The 16311-nt window shown below is 51.1% G+C and carries 14 protein-coding genes; 6 read left to right on the top strand and 8 right to left on the bottom strand.

All coding sequences use genetic code 11. The features are described from left to right. Positions 1–331 precede the first annotated feature (331 nt). The 5 genes from DY231_RS19640 to qseB form a co-directional block, all read right to left on the bottom strand. Positions 332–1252 (bottom strand): LysR substrate-binding domain-containing protein, encoded by a 921-nt coding sequence (locus DY231_RS19640; RefSeq protein ID WP_172588712.1) that lies wholly within the window; start codon positions 1250–1252, stop codon positions 332–334. 124 nt (positions 1253–1376) lie between these two features. Then, the gene (locus tag DY231_RS19635; RefSeq protein WP_034493265.1) at positions 1377–1694 is read right to left on the bottom strand and encodes a putative quinol monooxygenase; all 318 of its coding nucleotides are present in this window, start codon (positions 1692–1694) and stop codon (positions 1377–1379) included. A 30-nt stretch (positions 1695–1724) separates the two neighbouring features. Further along, on the bottom strand, positions 1725–2306 hold the full coding sequence (locus DY231_RS19630) for an NAD(P)H-dependent oxidoreductase (protein WP_115630937.1): 582 nt from the start codon (positions 2304–2306) through the stop codon (positions 1725–1727). 121 nt (positions 2307–2427) lie between these two features. Next, the gene (gene qseC, locus DY231_RS19625) at positions 2428–3783 is read right to left on the bottom strand and encodes a quorum sensing histidine kinase QseC (protein WP_172588711.1); all 1356 of its coding nucleotides are present in this window, start codon (positions 3781–3783) and stop codon (positions 2428–2430) included. Continuing rightward, complete coding sequence (qseB, locus tag DY231_RS19620; protein ID WP_115630935.1) at positions 3780–4439, bottom strand: quorum sensing response regulator transcription factor QseB; 660 nt, start codon at positions 4437–4439, stop codon at positions 3780–3782. Before qseB ends, qseC begins: the two co-directional genes overlap by 4 nt. 194 nt (positions 4440–4633) lie before the next feature. Between qseB and DY231_RS19615 the strand changes: the two genes are divergently transcribed. The 5 genes from DY231_RS19615 to DY231_RS19595 all read left to right on the top strand — a co-directional run bounded on the left by DY231_RS19615 (position 4634) and on the right by DY231_RS19595 (position 12268). Next, the gene (locus DY231_RS19615; RefSeq protein WP_115630933.1) at positions 4634–5038 is read left to right on the top strand and encodes a YgiW/YdeI family stress tolerance OB fold protein; all 405 of its coding nucleotides are present in this window, start codon (positions 4634–4636) and stop codon (positions 5036–5038) included. Positions 5039–5324: 286 nt separating this feature from the next. Further along, positions 5325–7595 carry a DNA topoisomerase IV subunit A gene (gene parC, locus DY231_RS19610; RefSeq protein ID WP_115630931.1) on the top strand — a complete coding sequence of 757 codons (2271 nt, stop codon included), beginning with the start codon at positions 5325–5327 and terminating at the stop codon, positions 7593–7595. A gap of 82 nt (positions 7596–7677) precedes the next feature. Then, positions 7678–8433 (top strand): 1-acylglycerol-3-phosphate O-acyltransferase, encoded by a 756-nt coding sequence (locus DY231_RS19605; protein WP_115631903.1) that lies wholly within the window; start codon positions 7678–7680, stop codon positions 8431–8433. Between the two features lie 64 nt (positions 8434–8497). Beyond that, a complete protein-coding gene (gene ftsP / locus DY231_RS19600) occupies positions 8498–9910 on the top strand; it encodes a cell division protein FtsP (RefSeq protein WP_115630929.1) in 1413 nt (470 codons plus the stop codon). A 141-nt stretch (positions 9911–10051) separates the two neighbouring features. After that, complete coding sequence (locus DY231_RS19595) at positions 10052–12268, top strand: YgiQ family radical SAM protein (protein WP_115630927.1); 2217 nt, start codon at positions 10052–10054, stop codon at positions 12266–12268. A gap of 97 nt (positions 12269–12365) precedes the next feature. Here the strand turns inward: DY231_RS19595 and dkgA are convergent, their stop codons facing one another. Beyond that, positions 12366–13193 carry a 2,5-didehydrogluconate reductase DkgA gene (dkgA, locus tag DY231_RS19590; protein ID WP_115630925.1) on the bottom strand — a complete coding sequence of 276 codons (828 nt, stop codon included), beginning with the start codon at positions 13191–13193 and terminating at the stop codon, positions 12366–12368. A gap of 106 nt (positions 13194–13299) precedes the next feature. Then, positions 13300–14463, bottom strand: a complete 1164-nt coding sequence (gene yqhD / locus DY231_RS19585; protein ID WP_115630923.1) for an alcohol dehydrogenase — start codon at positions 14461–14463, stop codon at positions 13300–13302. 192 nt (positions 14464–14655) lie between these two features. Between yqhD and DY231_RS19580 the strand changes: the two genes are divergently transcribed. Next, the gene (locus tag DY231_RS19580; RefSeq protein ID WP_147295659.1) at positions 14656–15546 is read left to right on the top strand and encodes an AraC family transcriptional regulator; all 891 of its coding nucleotides are present in this window, start codon (positions 14656–14658) and stop codon (positions 15544–15546) included. 44 nt (positions 15547–15590) lie between these two features. On the opposite strand, the gene DY231_RS19575 is transcribed toward DY231_RS19580, so the two are convergent. Further along, positions 15591–16250 (bottom strand): DedA family protein, encoded by a 660-nt coding sequence (locus DY231_RS19575; protein WP_115630919.1) that lies wholly within the window; start codon positions 16248–16250, stop codon positions 15591–15593. Between the last annotated feature and the right edge of the window lie 61 nt (positions 16251–16311).

Genomic DNA, 16311 nt, shown 5'->3' with positions numbered 1-16311 from the left:
CTTTCCGCACTCGCATCGGCACAACCAAAACTCAGAACGCCTGCCACTATTCCAGCGGATGTTTTCAGTATTATTTTATGATGGTTATAATGAATATGGGGATGGGGTATTTTAATGATTTTCATAACTTGCCTCAGATTGTGAATATTATCGCAGAGGCAGTTAATTCGTCAGAAAGTGGTGGGAAAATAAATAACTGAGTGACGGAGCAGGAATATAAATACAGTGTGATATTATTTAACTGCCTTGTGCGTTAGATAATCATACAGACGAAACTTGAGCAGCCTATTACTCAACGTTAAATGCGGATTTAGTTTTATTATACGTGAATTTAATTACCGAGAATGCTGTTGAGAAATAACATGAAACTGGATTTTTGCTCCATCTCTTTTCGATAGGTCAGATACACGTTCACCTGCTGTACAGGAAATTGCAGGTCCAGTTTCCGTAACCCGAAAACTTGCTGGAAGCGCTCAAACCCTTCCTCAGTGATAAAACCCACGCAGTCTGTTTCTGATAGCAGCGTCATCAGCATCATTAATGAATTCGTTTCAAATGAGACATGAGTTTTGTTTAGCATTGCCATCAGGGATTGTTTTTTCTGATAAATCACCTGGTCGGCGGTTAAATGGCTGACTAAATCGAGCGATTGTAGCTCTTCGATACTGACTGAAGTTTTCTGGAAGGGATTATCTTTACGGCATACCAGTATTGGGCGTAATTCACGAACCAATACGCATTTTAATGTGGCACTGGTGACTGGAGCTGCGGAGAAAACAATATCGGCTTTGCGTAAATTCAATAGTTCAACCGCATCAGGAATGCCGAGGTTCGTTTCTATATATTTGATTTTATAATTCAGATTCGCAGATTTTATTTTTAATGTTGCGGAAGATAAATTATGTACTGCAACAGAGAATGGGGAATAGATAACGAGCGTTTCCCGATTATTCGTCTGTTTACTTCGGTCCACCGAATCACTCATTATTTCAAGGGTGTGTTTAAGTTGTATGTATAGGTCGTCAGCAAATACCGTCGGGGAAATAGTATTGCCGTGGCGAATAAATAAAGGATCCTCAAAATGCAGGCGAAGTTTGCGTAGTGAATGACTTATAGATGGCGGGGTAACATCCAGAATCTCCGAGACTTCCGTAATACTGCGTGTGGAATAGATTAAACAGAAGGTAGTCAGTAAATTGAGATTAAAACTGGAAAGTTTAAGCACTTTATCGGAAACCGTGGTTGTTTTCATACCCTTCACACCGCGTGCACTGAATAAAGAGTAGCTTAGCAGCGTTTGTGAAATAGGGAGGAAGCCAGGAATCAGAAGAGCCGGGCGGGTAAGCATCGCTCACCCGCCGGATCATGATTCTGAATTACTTAATGGCGTCTTCCAGGATGTGGATATGAACATCCAGCACATCGTCTTTTACAGCTACGCTGTGATTCTTCATATGACTGGTTTGCAGGTGCGCTTCCAGGTGAGCAACGGTTTCCCATTTTTCCAGCATAAACACGGAATCGGGAGCGGTAGTCTGGAATGCGACCTGTGCGTTATGGTCGATGAGAGGCGCATAACCGAAGCAGCCTTCCTCTTCGAGCACGGTCGGAATAATTTTTGCGAATGCATCCAAAACCGCCTGACGATGGTGAACGCCCGGGCGAGTACGAATTTCAGCTATAACAGTAATCATGTTCAACTCCTTGTTGTCGACATAAGACAGTTAAGCAAAAACTCGGCCCAGATGCTCGCGGTATTCTGCGATAAAACGCGGAACATCAGGTACTTTCATTACGTCGTTGGCGATAAAGGTCGGCAAACCCTCCATACCCAGGAATTGGTTAGCTTTGTGGAATGGCAGATAAACGCCATCAACGCCGACGCCATGGAAAAACTGCTCTTTGTCTTCAAAGGCTTGCAGCGGCGCATTCCAGGTCAGAGACAGCATGTAAGTTTTGCCCTGAATCAGACCGCCAGAACCGTATTTTTTCTCAGCGTCGGAACGGGTACGGCCATCGCTGGCATACAGTGAACCGTGGCCTTCGGTGAACACATCATCAATGTATTTTTTCATGGTCCACGGCGCACCCATCCACCAACCCGGCATCTGGTAAATCACAGTGTCTGCCCATAGGTATTTTGCCACTTCTTCTTTTACGTCGTACTCGCTGTCGGTACGAGTGACCTGAACATCATGCCCGAGGTCGCGCAAAAAGCTTTCCGCGACGTCGGTCAGGGTGTCGTTAAGTTGGCCGTTAGAGTGGGCGAATTTTTTCGCGCCGTTGATAATCAGAATGTTGCTCATAGTTAGTCCTCGAATAATTGCGTCTGGCGCGAAGTCTACCGTGATCGCTATCACGATTAAATGCTAAAAACGGGCAAAGACTTTTGCTTAAAACGCAATAATCCGAGTCTCTCAGGCATTTTTACCAGTGAATCCGAACTTCGAATCCACCATGGGGGGCATTCATAAACAGCGCCTGCATACCGTGTAAAGCCGCTATACGGCGGACGATGGATAAACCCAGGCCGCTGCCGGTTTTCTCCTGCCCTGGCGGGCGGAAGAAGCGCTCCCCAAGTGAGTTTAAAAACTCCGGGCTGACGCCGGGACCGTTGTCAGTGATGATTATCTCGCGGCTTTGCAAAACGACCTTGACCACGCTGCCACGCGGGCTGTAACGCACGGCGTTATCCAGCACATTTCTGACCATCAAACTGAGTAGCAGCGGTTGCCCCTGGCGTTTCACGCTGGCGTCTTTGATATCAAGACGAATATCAACGCCCTCGCGTGATGCCTCGTGATACGCATCCATCACCGCATTTTGCAGTAATGGCTGAAACGCCACTTCCTGGATGTCATCCAGCCCGGCTAACGAATCCAGGCGCGATAGTGTTAGCAATTGATCGACAAGGCGTGTGGCGCGATCAATTCCATCACTCAGGTTATTCAATGCGTGGTCGCGTATCGGTGCGTCATCTTGCGCAAGCTGGGCGACTTCGGCCTGCACTTTCAGCGCTGCCAGCGGACTGCGCAGTTCATGGGCGGCATCCGAGGTAAAACGCCGCTCGCGCTGCATAAACTCGCCGGTACGGGTAAATAGCTGGTTAAGGGCAACCACCATCGGACGGACTTCTTGTGGCAGCGTTGCGGTGGGCAGTTCGCTTGCGTCGTCGGGTTTACGGCTGCGTAACTGGCGCGCCAGCTTGTGCAGAGGGGAAAGGGCGCGGCTCACCAGCCAGACCAACAACAGCAGAATTATCGGTGAGGCGATAAGCCACGGCGTGAGCTGGGACAAAACGATATCTCGCGCCAGGTCTTCGCGGTATTCCCACTCCTGGCCGACCACGATGCGGTATTTGCCGTCGGGTGTCGTGACCCAGACCATGCGCCACATGTCGTCGTCACCTGCAAGTTTACCGTCAGTAAATCCGTCACGCTGGTAGCGATAAGTGAGATTACGACCATTATCGCCATCATTGAGCAGCAGTTTTCCGTCGGCGCTATAAATGGCGAACGCCAGGGTGTCATCATCTTGCTTACCACGATGGTGCGAAATCATGCTTTTGGTGCGCGGGAGTTGTGGTTCACCCCGTACCGAGCTGAGTTCCAGAACGCTCAGACGTTTAGCAAACAGCACCTGCTGTGTATCAAACAGTTTGTTGAGATTTTTAGTGGTTTGCTGCCAGGCAGCAATACTCGCGCTGATCCATGCAATCAACGTTAGCAGAATAAATCCGGCAATTAATCTTGCCCGTAAACTTTGAGTCAGGGCTTTTATCATTCTTCACCCAGGGTATAACCGATGCCGTGCACTGTGCGAATAAAACCGCTGCCAAGTTTGCGGCGTAAATGGTGGATATGCACTTCCAGCGCGTTCCTGGAAACCTCGTTATCCCAACTATAAAGTTTCTCTTCTATCATGGTGCGCGGTAATACGCGCCCGGCATTGCGCATTAATAATTCCAGCAAGGCAAACTCTTTAGGCTTTAACAATAATGTTTCGCCATCACGGGTGGCGGTTAATTTAATTGGATCAAGCTCCACTCCGGCATGACGTAAAACGGATTGCGCTTGCCCATGATTGCGGCGAATTAAAACCTGAAGCCGGGTGGCAACTTCTATTAACGCAAAAGGTTTACATAAGTAGTCATCGGCTCCGAGCTGCAAACCCTCAACCCGTTGTTCAAGCGTTTCACGGGCGGTTAGAATAAGCACAGGTTCAGTGCGACCATTACGACGCCAGGTTTTTAAGATATCCAGCCCGTCGGTTCCCGGCAGGCTTAAGTCCAGAATCACTGCGTCGTAGGGAGCCAGGCTTAATGCAGACTGACCTTGCAGTCCGTCGGTAAACCAGTCGACGCTAAAGCCCATCTTGGTTAGCCCGGCTTTTAATCCGTCGCCGATGAGCTTGTCATCTTCAATCAGTAATATGCGCATGGTGTTTTCCCTTACTGCCCATTTACGGGAAGTTAATAACTTTTGAGCGGGAGTGTACAGGGGAAAAATACGATGCTTCGGCACGCTGCGCAATTTATTAAAAAAAGCGATTTTTGATGGAGGAATTAAGATCGCGTTAAGATCTATCGAGTTAAATAGCACCCATAAAGTCATTCATAAAAGGAACATTAACGATGAAAAAATTAGCCGCTATTATGACTATTCTCGCTATTACCGCAGCACCGGCTATCGCTGCACAACAAGGTGGATTCCAGGATCCAAACGCACCCGCTGCACAAACGCAAACCCAGTCTGCGGGTGGCTTTGTTGGCCCAAGCGGCAGCAACACCACGGTAGAAAAGGCTAAATCACTGTCTGACGATACCTGGGTCACTCTGCGCGGTAAGATTGAATCCCGTATCGGCGGCGATCATTACATCTTCCGTGACGCATCCGGTACGGTAAATGTGGATATCGACCATAAACGCTGGAACGGCCAGACCATTACCCCGCAGGATACCGTTGAAATTCAGGGCGAAGTCGACAAAGACTGGAACTCGGTTGAAATCGACGTGAAGCAAATTACTAAAGTTAAATAACCTCCCCGAAATGAGCCGCTGTGAGCGGCTCATTTTGTCTCATGGCACTTCACCTAAGATACGCACTCCTCTGTGACTAAAACTGCCAGATAAGGTACTATCGGCGGCAATTACGCCGTTTATACCCGTCATACTTCAAGCTGCAGATGTGTTGGCTGCACTCAGTCACCCCAGTCACTTACTTAAGTAAGCTCTTGGGGATTCCTGAGTTTGCCGCCTTTCTGCAACTCGAATTATTTAGGGTATGTGGCCACACTCGGCTCGTCAGTTTGAGGATGAATAATTAATGAGTGATTTAACTCATGATGGTGCAGAACGCCTTGCGCTGCACGAATTCACGGAAAATGCGTATCTCAACTATTCCATGTACGTCATCATGGACCGCGCCCTGCCGTTCATTGGTGATGGTTTAAAACCCGTACAGCGTCGTATCGTCTATGCGATGTCAGAGTTGGGATTAAGCAACAGCGCTAAATTCAAAAAATCTGCTCGTACCGTCGGTGACGTGCTGGGTAAATACCATCCGCACGGCGACAGCGCCTGCTATGAAGCGATGGTGCTGATGGCGCAGCCGTTCTCCTATCGTTACCCGCTGGTTGATGGCCAGGGTAACTGGGGTGCGCCGGATGATCCGAAATCCTTCGCCGCGATGCGTTATACCGAATCGCGTCTGTCGAAATATGCTGAAGTCTTGCTGGGTGAATTAGGGCAGGGAACGGTCGATTACGTGCCGAACTTTGACGGCACCATGCAGGAGCCGAAAATGCTGCCTGCGCGCCTGCCGAATATTCTGCTCAACGGCACCACCGGTATCGCCGTGGGTATGGCTACGGATATTCCTCCGCACAACCTGCGTGAAGTGGCGAAAGCGGCAATCACCCTGATTGACCAGCCAAAAACCACCCTCGACGAACTGTTAGATATTGTTCAGGGACCGGATTACCCGACCGAAGCCGAAATCATCACCCCGCGTGAAGAGATTCGCAAAATCTACCAGAACGGCCGTGGCTCTGTGCGCATGCGTGCGGTGTGGAAAAAAGAAGATGGCGATGTGGTCATCACCGCATTGCCACACCAGGTTTCCGGTGCGCGTGTGCTTGAACAAATTGCCAACCAAATGCGCGCTAAAAAGCTGCCGATGGTTGAAGACCTGCGCGATGAGTCGAACCACGAAAACCCGACGCGCCTGGTGATTGTTCCGCGCTCCAACCGTATCGACGTAGAGCAGGTGATGAACCACCTGTTTGCCACCACCGATCTTGAGAAAAGCTATCGCATTAACCTCAATATGATTGGGCTGGATAACCGTCCGTCGGTGAAAAACCTGCTGCAAATCCTGACCGAGTGGCTGGTTTACCGTCGCGAAACGGTGCGCCGCCGTCTTAGCTATCGTCTCGAAAAAGTGCTCAAACGCCTGCATATCCTCGAAGGTTTGCTGGTGGCGTTCCTCAATATCGACGAAGTGATTCATATCATTCGTACCGAGGATGAGCCGAAGTCGGTGTTAATGTCGCGCTTTGAGTTAAGCGAAACTCAGGCTGAATCTATCCTCGAGCTGAAATTACGCCACCTCGCGAAACTCGAAGAGATGAAGATTCGCGGCGAACAGGGCGAGCTGGAGAAAGAGCGTGACCAGTTGCAGGGCATTCTGGCGTCTGAACGCAAAATGAGTACCTTGCTGAAGAAAGAGTTGCAGGCTGATTCCGACGCTTATGGCGACGATCGCCGTTCACCACTGCGTGAACGTGGCGAGGCAAAAGCCATGAGCGAACATGACATGACTCCGTCTGAGCCTGTCACGATTGTGTTGTCGCAAATGGGCTGGGTGCGTAGCGCCAAAGGTCACGATATTGACGCGCAAGGGTTAAACTATAAAGCGGGCGATAGCTACCTTGGTTCCGCCAAAGGTAAGAGCAATCAGCCTGTGGCGTTTATCGACTCCACCGGGCGCAGCTACGCCCTCGACCCGATAACGCTGCCTTCGGCCCGTGGCCAGGGCGAGCCGTTGACCGGTAAACTGACGCCGCCGCCGGGGGCTGTCGTTGAGCACGTATTAATGGCGCCGGACGACCAGAAACTGTTGATGGCATCTGACGCTGGCTACGGTTTCGTTTGCACCTTTAACGATCTAGTGGCGCGTAACCGTGCGGGCAAAACGCTTATTTCCTTGCCGGAAAATGCGAAAGTCATGCCGCCGATGGAAATCTCCAGCGTGGATGACATGCTGTTGGCGATTACTGCCGCGGGTCGTATGTTGATGTTCCCGGTGGGTGATTTACCGCAGCTTTCTAAAGGCAAAGGGAATAAAATCATTTCGATTCCGTCTGCGGAAGCGGCAAAAGGCGAGGACAAACTGGCTCATCTGTTTGTTCTGCCGCCACAAAGCACCGTCACTTTGCACGTTGGCAAACGTAAAATTAAACTTCGCCCGGAAGAGCTTCAGAAAATTACCGGCGAACGTGGCCGTCGCGGAACACTGATGCGCGGCCTGCAACGTATTGATCGTGTTGAGGTGGATTCTCCGCTTCGCGCCAGTGCCGGTGACAGCGAAGAGTAATCGAAATACAGGCGGCCCTTGTGCCGCCCAATTACGCTAAAGCAAGTCATACTTGCCAGCGGTTTTGGCTTTTGAGGTTGTTATGCTATCCATCCTGCGTTTTATTATTGTGGTCATTTACTGCATCCTGCTGTGCATTTTTGGCAGCATTTATTGCCTGTTCAGCCCGCGTAACCCGCGCCATGTTGCGACCTTCGGCCATCTGTTTGGCCGCCTGGCCCCGGTCTTCGGTTTAAAAGTCGAAACCCGTTTACCGGCGGGTTATGAAAACCACCCGACGGCGATTTATATCTGTAATCACCAGAACAATTTCGACATGGTGACAGCGGCAAAAATCGTGCAGCCGCCAACGGTTACCGTCGGTAAAAAAAGCCTGCTGTGGATTCCGTTTTTTGGTCAAATCTATTGGTTAACCGGAAACATGCTGATTGACCGCGACAATCGCGCCAAAGCCCTCAGCACCATTTCCCAGGTAGTGGCGCAGATTCAGAAACGTAAAATATCGGTCTGGATGTTCCCGGAAGGCACGCGTAGTCGTGGTCGTGGCCTGCTGCCGTTCAAAACCGGCGCATTCCATGCTGCAATTGCTGCGGGCGTCCCAATTATTCCGGTGTGTGTTTCCAATACCAGTAATAAAATTAAGTTAAACCGTTGGAATAACGGTTTGGTGATTGTCGAAATGCTGGATCCCATTGATATCAGTGATTACGGTAAAGATCAGGCGCGTAAACTCGCTACGCATTGCCGCGATATCATGAGAGAAAAAATCGCCGAGTTAGATAAAGAAGTCGCGGAGCGTGAAGCTTCCGGGCGAGTTGAGAATAATCAGGCGAGTTAATCGCTTTTATTTTGGCGGTACGTTTTGTACCGCCCCACGTTGTTAAGTTTCACATGGAGCAATTATGTCACTCAGTCGGCGTCAGTTTATACAGGCATCAGGAGTCGCACTTTGTGCAGGCTCGGTGCCACTGAGGGCAAACGCGGCCGGACAGCAGCAACCTTTACCCGTTCCTCCTCTACTCGAATCCCGCCGTGGGCAGCCTTTGTTCCTGACATTGCAGCGCGCGCACTGGTCGTTTACTGGCGGCCCAAAGGCTCCGGTTTGGGGTCTGAACGGGCGTTATCTTGGGCCGACCATCCGCGTATGGAGCGGCGATGACGTCAAAATGATTTACAGCAACCGTCTGCAAGAAAACATCGCGATGACGATTGCCGGTTTGCAGGTTCCAGGCCCGTTGATGGGCGGGGCGGCGCGTATGATGCAGCCAAACGTAGACTGGGCGCCGGTACTGCCGATTCGCCAGCAAGCGGCGACGCTTTGGTATCACGCAAACACCCCGAATCGCACGGCAAAGCAGGTTTATGCGGGTCTGGCTGGTATGTGGCTTATCGAAGATGAAGTCAGCAAAAATTTGCCGATCCCGAACCACTACGGCGTCGATGATTTCCCGGTCATCATTCAGGATAAGCGCCTTGATAACTTTGGTGCTCCGGAATACGAAGAGCCGGGCAGCGGTGGTTTTGTGGGTGATACGCTGTTGGTGAATGGCGTGCAGGGACCGTATGTCGAGGTTTCTCGTGGCTGGGTGCGTTTGCGTTTACTCAACGCCTCTAACTCGCGCCGCTATTTACTGCAAATGAGCGATGGCCGCGCGATGCATGTGATTTCCAGTGACCAGGGTTTCCTGCCAGCACCGGTTTCCGTGAAGCAACTTTCACTGGCTCCGGGCGAGCGCCGCGAGATTCTGGTGGATATGAGCGACGGCAAAGAAGTGTCGATAACCTGTGGCGAAGCTGCCGGTATCATGGACAGAATCCGTGGCTTCTTTGAGCCATCGAGTATTCTTATCTCCACGCTGGTTCTGACGTTGCGTGCCACGGGCTTACTGCCGTTAGTGACTGATACATTACCAATGCGCCTGCTGCCGGATGAGATTATCAATGGCAGCCCGGCACGCAGCCGTGAAATTACCCTGGGCGATGATCCTGGTATTAATGGCCAGCTCTGGGACATGAAACGTATTGATATCCAGACTCAGCAAGGCACCTGGGAGCGCTGGACGGTGCGTTCCGATATGCCGCAGTCTTTCCATATTGAAGGCGTGAGCTTCCTGATTAAAAACGTCAATGGTGCAGCACCGTTTGGGGAAGACCGTGGCTGGAAAGATACGGTTTGGGTGGATGGACAGGTCGAATTACTGGTCTATTTCGGCCAGCCTTCATGGGAACATTTCCCGTTCCTTTATTCCAGCCAGACGCTGGAAATGGCAGATCGTGGCTCTATTGGGCAATTGTTAGTACAACCTGCGCCGTAACTCAATTTATGCCCTTTCCATCAGCGGAAGGGCGTTAATTTTTAACATGGCAATAACACTTCATTTTTGACCCCATACCAGCGTATAATCGCCGGCTTTGGTTATTTTTAAATCATTTTTTATTCATTTTTCGGAAGCATTATGAGCTCTATAAGCTTGATCCAGCCCGATCGCGAACTCTTTTCGTGGCCACAATACTGGGCAGCCTGTTTTGGCCCGGCACCATTTTTACCCATGTCACGTAAGGAAATGGACGATTTAGGCTGGGATAGCTGTGACATCATTCTGGTTACCGGAGATGCCTACGTCGACCATCCGAGTTTTGGCATGGCGATCTGTGGCCGTATGCTGGAAGCCCAGGGCTTCCGCGTGGGTATCATTGCCCAACCAGACTGGAATACTAAAGAAGACTTCATGCGTCTTGGCAAACCGAATCTGTTCTTCGGTGTGACCGCAGGCAACATGGACTCGATGATCAACCGCTATACCGCGGATCGTAAATTGCGTCACGACGATGCGTACACGCCGGATAACGTGGCGGGTAAACGCCCGGATCGCGCATCACTGGCCTACACCCAGCGCTGTAAAGAAGCCTGGCGTGATGTGCCTGTGATCCTCGGCGGCATCGAAGCGAGCCTGCGCCGTACCGCGCACTACGATTACTGGTCTGATACCGTTCGTCGTTCGATTCTGGTGGATGCTAAAGCCGACATGCTGATTTTCGGCAACGGCGAGCGCCCGCTGGTGGAAGTCGCTCATCGCCTGGCGATGGGTGAGAAAATCGACCAAATCTGCGATGTGCGTAACACCGCAATGATGCGTAAAGAAGCGATGCCGGGCTGGTCTGGCGTGGACTCTACGCGTCTGGATATGCCTGGTCGTATCGACCCGATTCCACATCCGTACGGTGAAGATTTACCGTGTGCAGAAACCGGTAAACCGGAAAAGCCCATCAACGAAGCAAAAGCTATCGTGGTGAAACCTGCGCCGATGAAACCGTGGGAAAAAACCTACGTACTGCTGCCGTCGTTTGAAAAAGTTAAAAACGACAAAGTGCTGTACGCGCATGCTTCCCGTATTTTGCACCACGAAACCAACCCAGGTTGTGCGCGTGCGTTGATGCAAAAACACGGCGATCGTTACATCTGGATCAACCCGCCAGCGATCCCGCTTTCTACCGAAGAAATGGACAGCGTTTTTGCGCTGCCGTACAAACGTGTTCCGCATCCTGCCTATGGCAAGGCGCGCATTCCGGCGTATGAGATGATCCGTTTCTCGGTCAACATCATGCGTGGCTGCTTCGGTGGCTGCTCGTTCTGTTCTATTACCGAGCACGAAGGCCGCATTATTCAGAGCCGTTCTGAAGATTCGATCATCAGCGAAATTGAAGCGATGCGTGACACCGTTCCAGGCTTTACCGGCGTGGTTTCCGACCTTGGTGGCCCAACCGCCAACATGTATATGCTGCGCTGTAAGTCACCGCGTGCGGAACAAACCTGCCGCCGTCTGTCCTGCGTCTACCCGGATATTTGCCCGCACATGGACACCAACCATGAGCCGACAATCAACTTGTATCGCCGCGCCCGTGAGATTAAAGGCGTTAAGAAGATCTTGATCGCCTCTGGTGTTCGTTACGATATCGCCGTGGAAGATCCACGTTATATCAAAGAGCTGGCGACACACCACGTGGGTGGATATCTGAAGATTGCCCCGGAACACACCGAAGAAGGGCCGCTGTCTAAAATGATGAAGCCGGGAATGGGCAGCTATCAGCGCTTTAAAGAGCTGTTTGATACCTACTCCAAACAGGCTGGCAAAGAACAGTACCTCATTCCTTACTTTATCTCCGCGCACCCGGGTACGCGTGATGAAGACATGGTGAATCTTGCTCTGTGGCTGAAGAAAAACCGTTTCCGTTTGGATCAGGTGCAGAACTTCTATCCGTCGCCGCTGGCGAACTCGACCACCATGTATTACACCGGCAAGAACCCGCTGGGTAAAATTGGCTATAAGAGTGAAGATGTGGTGGTGCCGAAAGGCGATCGCCAGCGTCGCTTGCATAAAGCATTGCTGCGCTATCACGATCCAGCCAACTGGCCGTTGATTCGTGAAGCGCTGGAAGCGATGGGTAAAAAACACCTGATTGGTGGCCGTCGTGAGTGCCTGGTGCCTTCACCAACGCTTGAAGAGATGCGTGAAGCGCGTCGCTACAACCGTGGTGCTCGCCCGGCATTGACGAAACACACGCCAATGACGCATCAGCGTAAAGCGGCACCTGCGGCAGGAGCAAAGCCTGCGGCAAAAGGTGCGGTGAAGCCAGCAGTGAAATCACGAGCGCAAAAAGCCGCTAAGGCATAAAGGCGTAATAAAGGCGGATGTCGCAAACGACATCCGCCCTGAAATATCTTTCGTAGGTCGGAAAAGCGCAAGCGCCATCCGACACTATGAAACAGTTTTACGAGCCAAACACATCCGGGTCTGGCCCCAGACGCTTACCTTTATCCAACTTCGCAATCTCGCTCAGTTCGTCTTTATCGAGACGGAAATCAAACACATCAAAGTTCTCAGCGATTCGCGCTGGCGTAACAGACTTCGGAATTACCACCAGGCCGCTATCCAGATGCCAGCGAATGACAATCTGCGCGGGAGTTTTGCCGTATTTATCCGCAAGATCCCGGATGATTTTCTGGTCAAATACACCTTCGCCGCCCTGAGCCAATGGGCTCCAGGATTCAGTCTGAATTTTGTGTGTCGCATTCCAGGAATGAAGCTGGCGCTGTTGCAATAACGGATGCAGCTCAATCTGGTTGATCACGGGTGAAACGCCCGTTTCATCAATCAGACGCTGGAGATGGTTAAGCTGGAAATTACACACGCCAATACTTTTCACCAGTCCCTGCTTTTGCAGCTCAATCATGCCTTTCCATGCTTCGACATAATGATCTTTGCTGGGAACTGGCCAGTGCATCAGATACAGATCAACGTAATCTAACTGGAGTTTATCGAGGCTATCTTCCAGCGCCTGGCGGGGACGTTGTTGATCGTCATTCCAGAGCTTGGTGGTGATGAACAATTCTTCTCGCGGGATACCGGCATGTTTTAGCGCACTGCCCACACCGTCTTCGTTCTTGTACGCCGCTGCGGTATCAATGGAGCGATAGCCGACTTCCAGCGCTTTTTCAATTGCTATCAGAACCTGATCGTTGCTGGCTTGCCAGACACCGAGGCCCAGTTGCGGCATTACGTTCCCGTCCTGGAGCTTGATTATGGTTGGATTTCCCATGCATTCCTCCTTAATGAATGATTCACTGGGAGGGGACTCCCAGTGTAACAATTGCGTTTAAGTCTGGACCAAATCCTCAAAAACGAAAACCAAATGGCTAAATTACTTAGCGGGCAGCTTCGTAAATGCGACGGCTGACATCCAGAGTAATGTCCTGGCGTTCGCCCAATTTGGTCATCCCTTTTTCTTCCAGTTTTACGAGCAATGCCGGGATGGTGCTGCCGTCCAGACCATATGCAGACAGGCGGGTTGGAGCACCCATTTGCTCGAAGAAATTACGTGTTGCAGCAATTGCGGCATCAATACGTTCTTCTTCAGAACCTTCAGTGATATTCCACACGCGCTCAGCGTATTGCAGCAGTTTGCCGCGTTTTTCATTACGCTTTTCGTTCAGCAAAGATGGCAGAACGACCGCCAGAGTCTGCGCATGATCCAGACCGTGCATCGCGGTCAGTTCGTGACCCAGCATGTGCGTTGCCCAGTCCTGCGGTACACCAGCACCAATCAAGCCGTTCAGCGCCATGGTCGCTGCCCACATAACATTGGCACGCACGTCATAGTTCTCTGGCTCTTTGAGCGCAATTGGGCCGTCTTCTACCAGCGTGAGCAGAATACCTTCGGCAAAACGGTCTTGTACTTTGGCATTCACCGGGTAGGTGATGTACTGCTCAACGGTGTGAACAAACGCATCAACTACACCATTCGCAACCTGACGCGGTGGCAGGGTGTAGGTGTAAACCGGGTCAAGCACCGCAAACACAGGCTGCACGTGTTCAGACATAAACGCCTGTTTGTCACCGGTTGCGCGGCGGGAAACGACCGCACCTTTGTTTGATTCAGAACCGGTGGCAGGCAGCGTCAGAACAGAACCCATCGGGATGGCGCTCTTCACGTCGTTACCGTGCGTCAGCAAAATATTCCACGGGTCGATATCCGCCGGGTAGTTAGCCGCAGCAGCAATGAATTTTGTGCCGTCCAGTACAGAACCGCCGCCGACCGCTAACAGGAAAGTGACTTTTTGCTGGCGAACAACCTCGACGGCTTTCATCAGCGTTTCATAAGTTGGGTTTGGCTCAATGCCGCTGAACTCCAGCACATCAAGACCTTCAAGTGCGGCGTAAACCTGGTCCAGCACGCCGTTTTTCTTCACGCTGCCACCGCCGTAAGTAATCAGTACGCGGGCGTCAGCGGGAATTTGTGCGCGCAGTTCGGAGATAGCGTCTTTACCAAACAGGATGCGGGTTGGAGTATGTAGGTTGAAATTGTTCATTATGGGTTCCTGTGGTGTGGATAAGGAGGGACATTGCTTAACTCATTTGATGGTAGCCATTGTCGGCTTCGAGCGGTTATCTCTCAATGCTTATTCCTGCCTTTGTCTTGCCTATTTCTACTGGTAGCTGGAGAAATAGAAAGTTTAGTAGCACACTGACAAGGTCACAAAAGCCCTGTTGAGATGAAAAAGATGAAGCGGAAAGCGATTTGCCAGCAATTAACGGATAAAATTAATTGTTTGATTAAAAAAGAAAATAGTGGCTTGTGTTCAGTGCCAAACGTCACGTTGCTCTATGGCACTAAGCCTTATGCCCGCACGCCGGTGATGTATGAGCCGGGGATCATTATTCTCTTTTCAGGCCAAAAAACGGGTTATTTGAACGATCGCGTTTTCCGCTACGACGCCAACGAATATCTGCTGCTGACGGTGCCATTGCCATTTGAATGTGAAACCTTTGCCACGCCTGAAACACCGCTGGCTGGCGTGCGCATTAACATTGATATTTTGCAGCTTCAGGATTTGCTGATGGACATAGGCGAGGATGATTTATCGCATCCGCAAACCAGTTCAACCGGGATTAACTCTGCGGAGCTTTCAGAAGAAATACTTTGTGCCGCCGAACGTTTACTGGATGTGCTGGAACACCCGCTTGATGCGCGTATTCTGGGGAAACAGATAATCCGCGAAATTCTCTACCACATTCTTACAGGGCCGTGTGGCGGGGCGCTGCTGGCGCTGGTCAGTCGTCAAACGCATTTCAGCCTGATTAGCCGCGTGCTCAGACGTATCGAAACGCAATACACCGAAAACCTTTCTGTGGACCAACTGGCCGCTGAAGCGAACATGAGTGTGTCAGCGTTCCACCATAACTTTAAGTCCGTCACCAGCACTTCACCGCTGCAATATCTTAAGAGTTACCGACTGCACAAAGCGCGGATGCTGATTTTGCACGACGGCATGAAAGCCAGCACCGCGGCGATTCGTGTTGGCTATGAAAGTGCCTCGCAGTTTAGCCGCGAGTTTAAGCGCTATTTTGGTGTGACGCCGGGGGAAGATGCGGCGCGTATGCGAGTGATGTAGGTTGGATTAGCGTCGGATTAGCGTTAGCCACATCCGACACTATCTTACGCAGGATTAAATTTTTTCCTGATAACCACAAACAGTGTCCCCACCAGGCCTGCAACCAGCAGCACCATCGGGAGAATCATCAGGCAAGTCATCACCTGATCTTCATGGCGTTTAACGAAGGGAATCATGCTGAGGGCATAACCGAGGCTGGTCACGCTGCCGACCCATAATAAGCCGCTCAACCAGTTAAACACCTGGAAACGACGATTGCTGAGGCCGGAAATCCCCGCCATGGTGGGTAAAAGCGTGCGTACAAACGCCAAAAAACGCCCGGCTAACAGAGCGAACAAACCGTGTCGGTCAAACATCACCGTTGCCCGCTGGTGATACTGCGGCGGGAGTTGTTTGAGCCAGCTTTTCACGATTTTGGTATTACCGAGCCAGCGACCTTGCGCGTAGCTCAACCAGCAACCGAGGCTTGCTGCCGCGGTCAAAATAATGATTGTCGGGATAAACCCCATCACCCCTTTCGCGACCAGCGCTCCCGCGAGCAATAGCAGACTATCGCCTGGCAAAAACGAGGCGGGCAGTAATCCATTTTCGAGAAACAGCGTCGCAAACATGACGCAATAAACCACTCCAACAACATGAGGGTCCGCGAGTGCAGCAAAGTCATGTTGCCAAAGCGCCTGAACGATATTGTGTATAACAGCCATGGCAAATCCTGTGGAACTGCTTTAATGAGCACGCGTGAATCTACAGTATGAAGATTAGGCG

Source organism: Buttiauxella agrestis, assembly GCF_900446255.1.
GTDB lineage: Bacteria > Pseudomonadota > Gammaproteobacteria > Enterobacterales > Enterobacteriaceae > Buttiauxella > Buttiauxella agrestis.
This window is presented reverse-complemented; position numbering and strand designations above follow the sequence as displayed.

Excerpts from the sequence above, each read along its gene's own strand:
- DY231_RS19605 (WP_115631903.1), top strand. The coding sequence starts at position 7,678 with ATGCTATCCATCCTGCGTTTTATTATTGTGGTCATTTACTGCATCCTG.
- dkgA (WP_115630925.1), bottom strand. The coding sequence starts at position 13,193 with ATGGGAAATCCAACCATAATCAAGCTCCAGGACGGGAACGTAATGCCG.
- yqhD (WP_115630923.1), bottom strand. The coding sequence starts at position 14,463 with ATGAACAATTTCAACCTACATACTCCAACCCGCATCCTGTTTGGTAAA.
- qseC (WP_172588711.1), bottom strand. The coding sequence starts at position 3,783 with ATGATAAAAGCCCTGACTCAAAGTTTACGGGCAAGATTAATTGCCGGA.
- DY231_RS19640 (WP_172588712.1), bottom strand. The coding sequence starts at position 1,252 with ATGAAAACAACCACGGTTTCCGATAAAGTGCTTAAACTTTCCAGTTTT.
- DY231_RS19630 (WP_115630937.1), bottom strand. The coding sequence starts at position 2,306 with ATGAGCAACATTCTGATTATCAACGGCGCGAAAAAATTCGCCCACTCT.
- qseB (WP_115630935.1), bottom strand. The coding sequence starts at position 4,439 with ATGCGCATATTACTGATTGAAGATGACAAGCTCATCGGCGACGGATTA.
- parC (WP_115630931.1), top strand. The coding sequence starts at position 5,325 with ATGAGTGATTTAACTCATGATGGTGCAGAACGCCTTGCGCTGCACGAA.
- DY231_RS19575 (WP_115630919.1), bottom strand. The coding sequence starts at position 16,250 with ATGGCTGTTATACACAATATCGTTCAGGCGCTTTGGCAACATGACTTT.
- DY231_RS19615 (WP_115630933.1), top strand. The coding sequence starts at position 4,634 with ATGAAAAAATTAGCCGCTATTATGACTATTCTCGCTATTACCGCAGCA.
- DY231_RS19580 (WP_147295659.1), top strand. The coding sequence starts at position 14,656 with ATGAAGCGGAAAGCGATTTGCCAGCAATTAACGGATAAAATTAATTGT.
- ftsP (WP_115630929.1), top strand. The coding sequence starts at position 8,498 with ATGTCACTCAGTCGGCGTCAGTTTATACAGGCATCAGGAGTCGCACTT.
- DY231_RS19595 (WP_115630927.1), top strand. The coding sequence starts at position 10,052 with ATGAGCTCTATAAGCTTGATCCAGCCCGATCGCGAACTCTTTTCGTGG.
- DY231_RS19635 (WP_034493265.1), bottom strand. The coding sequence starts at position 1,694 with ATGATTACTGTTATAGCTGAAATTCGTACTCGCCCGGGCGTTCACCAT.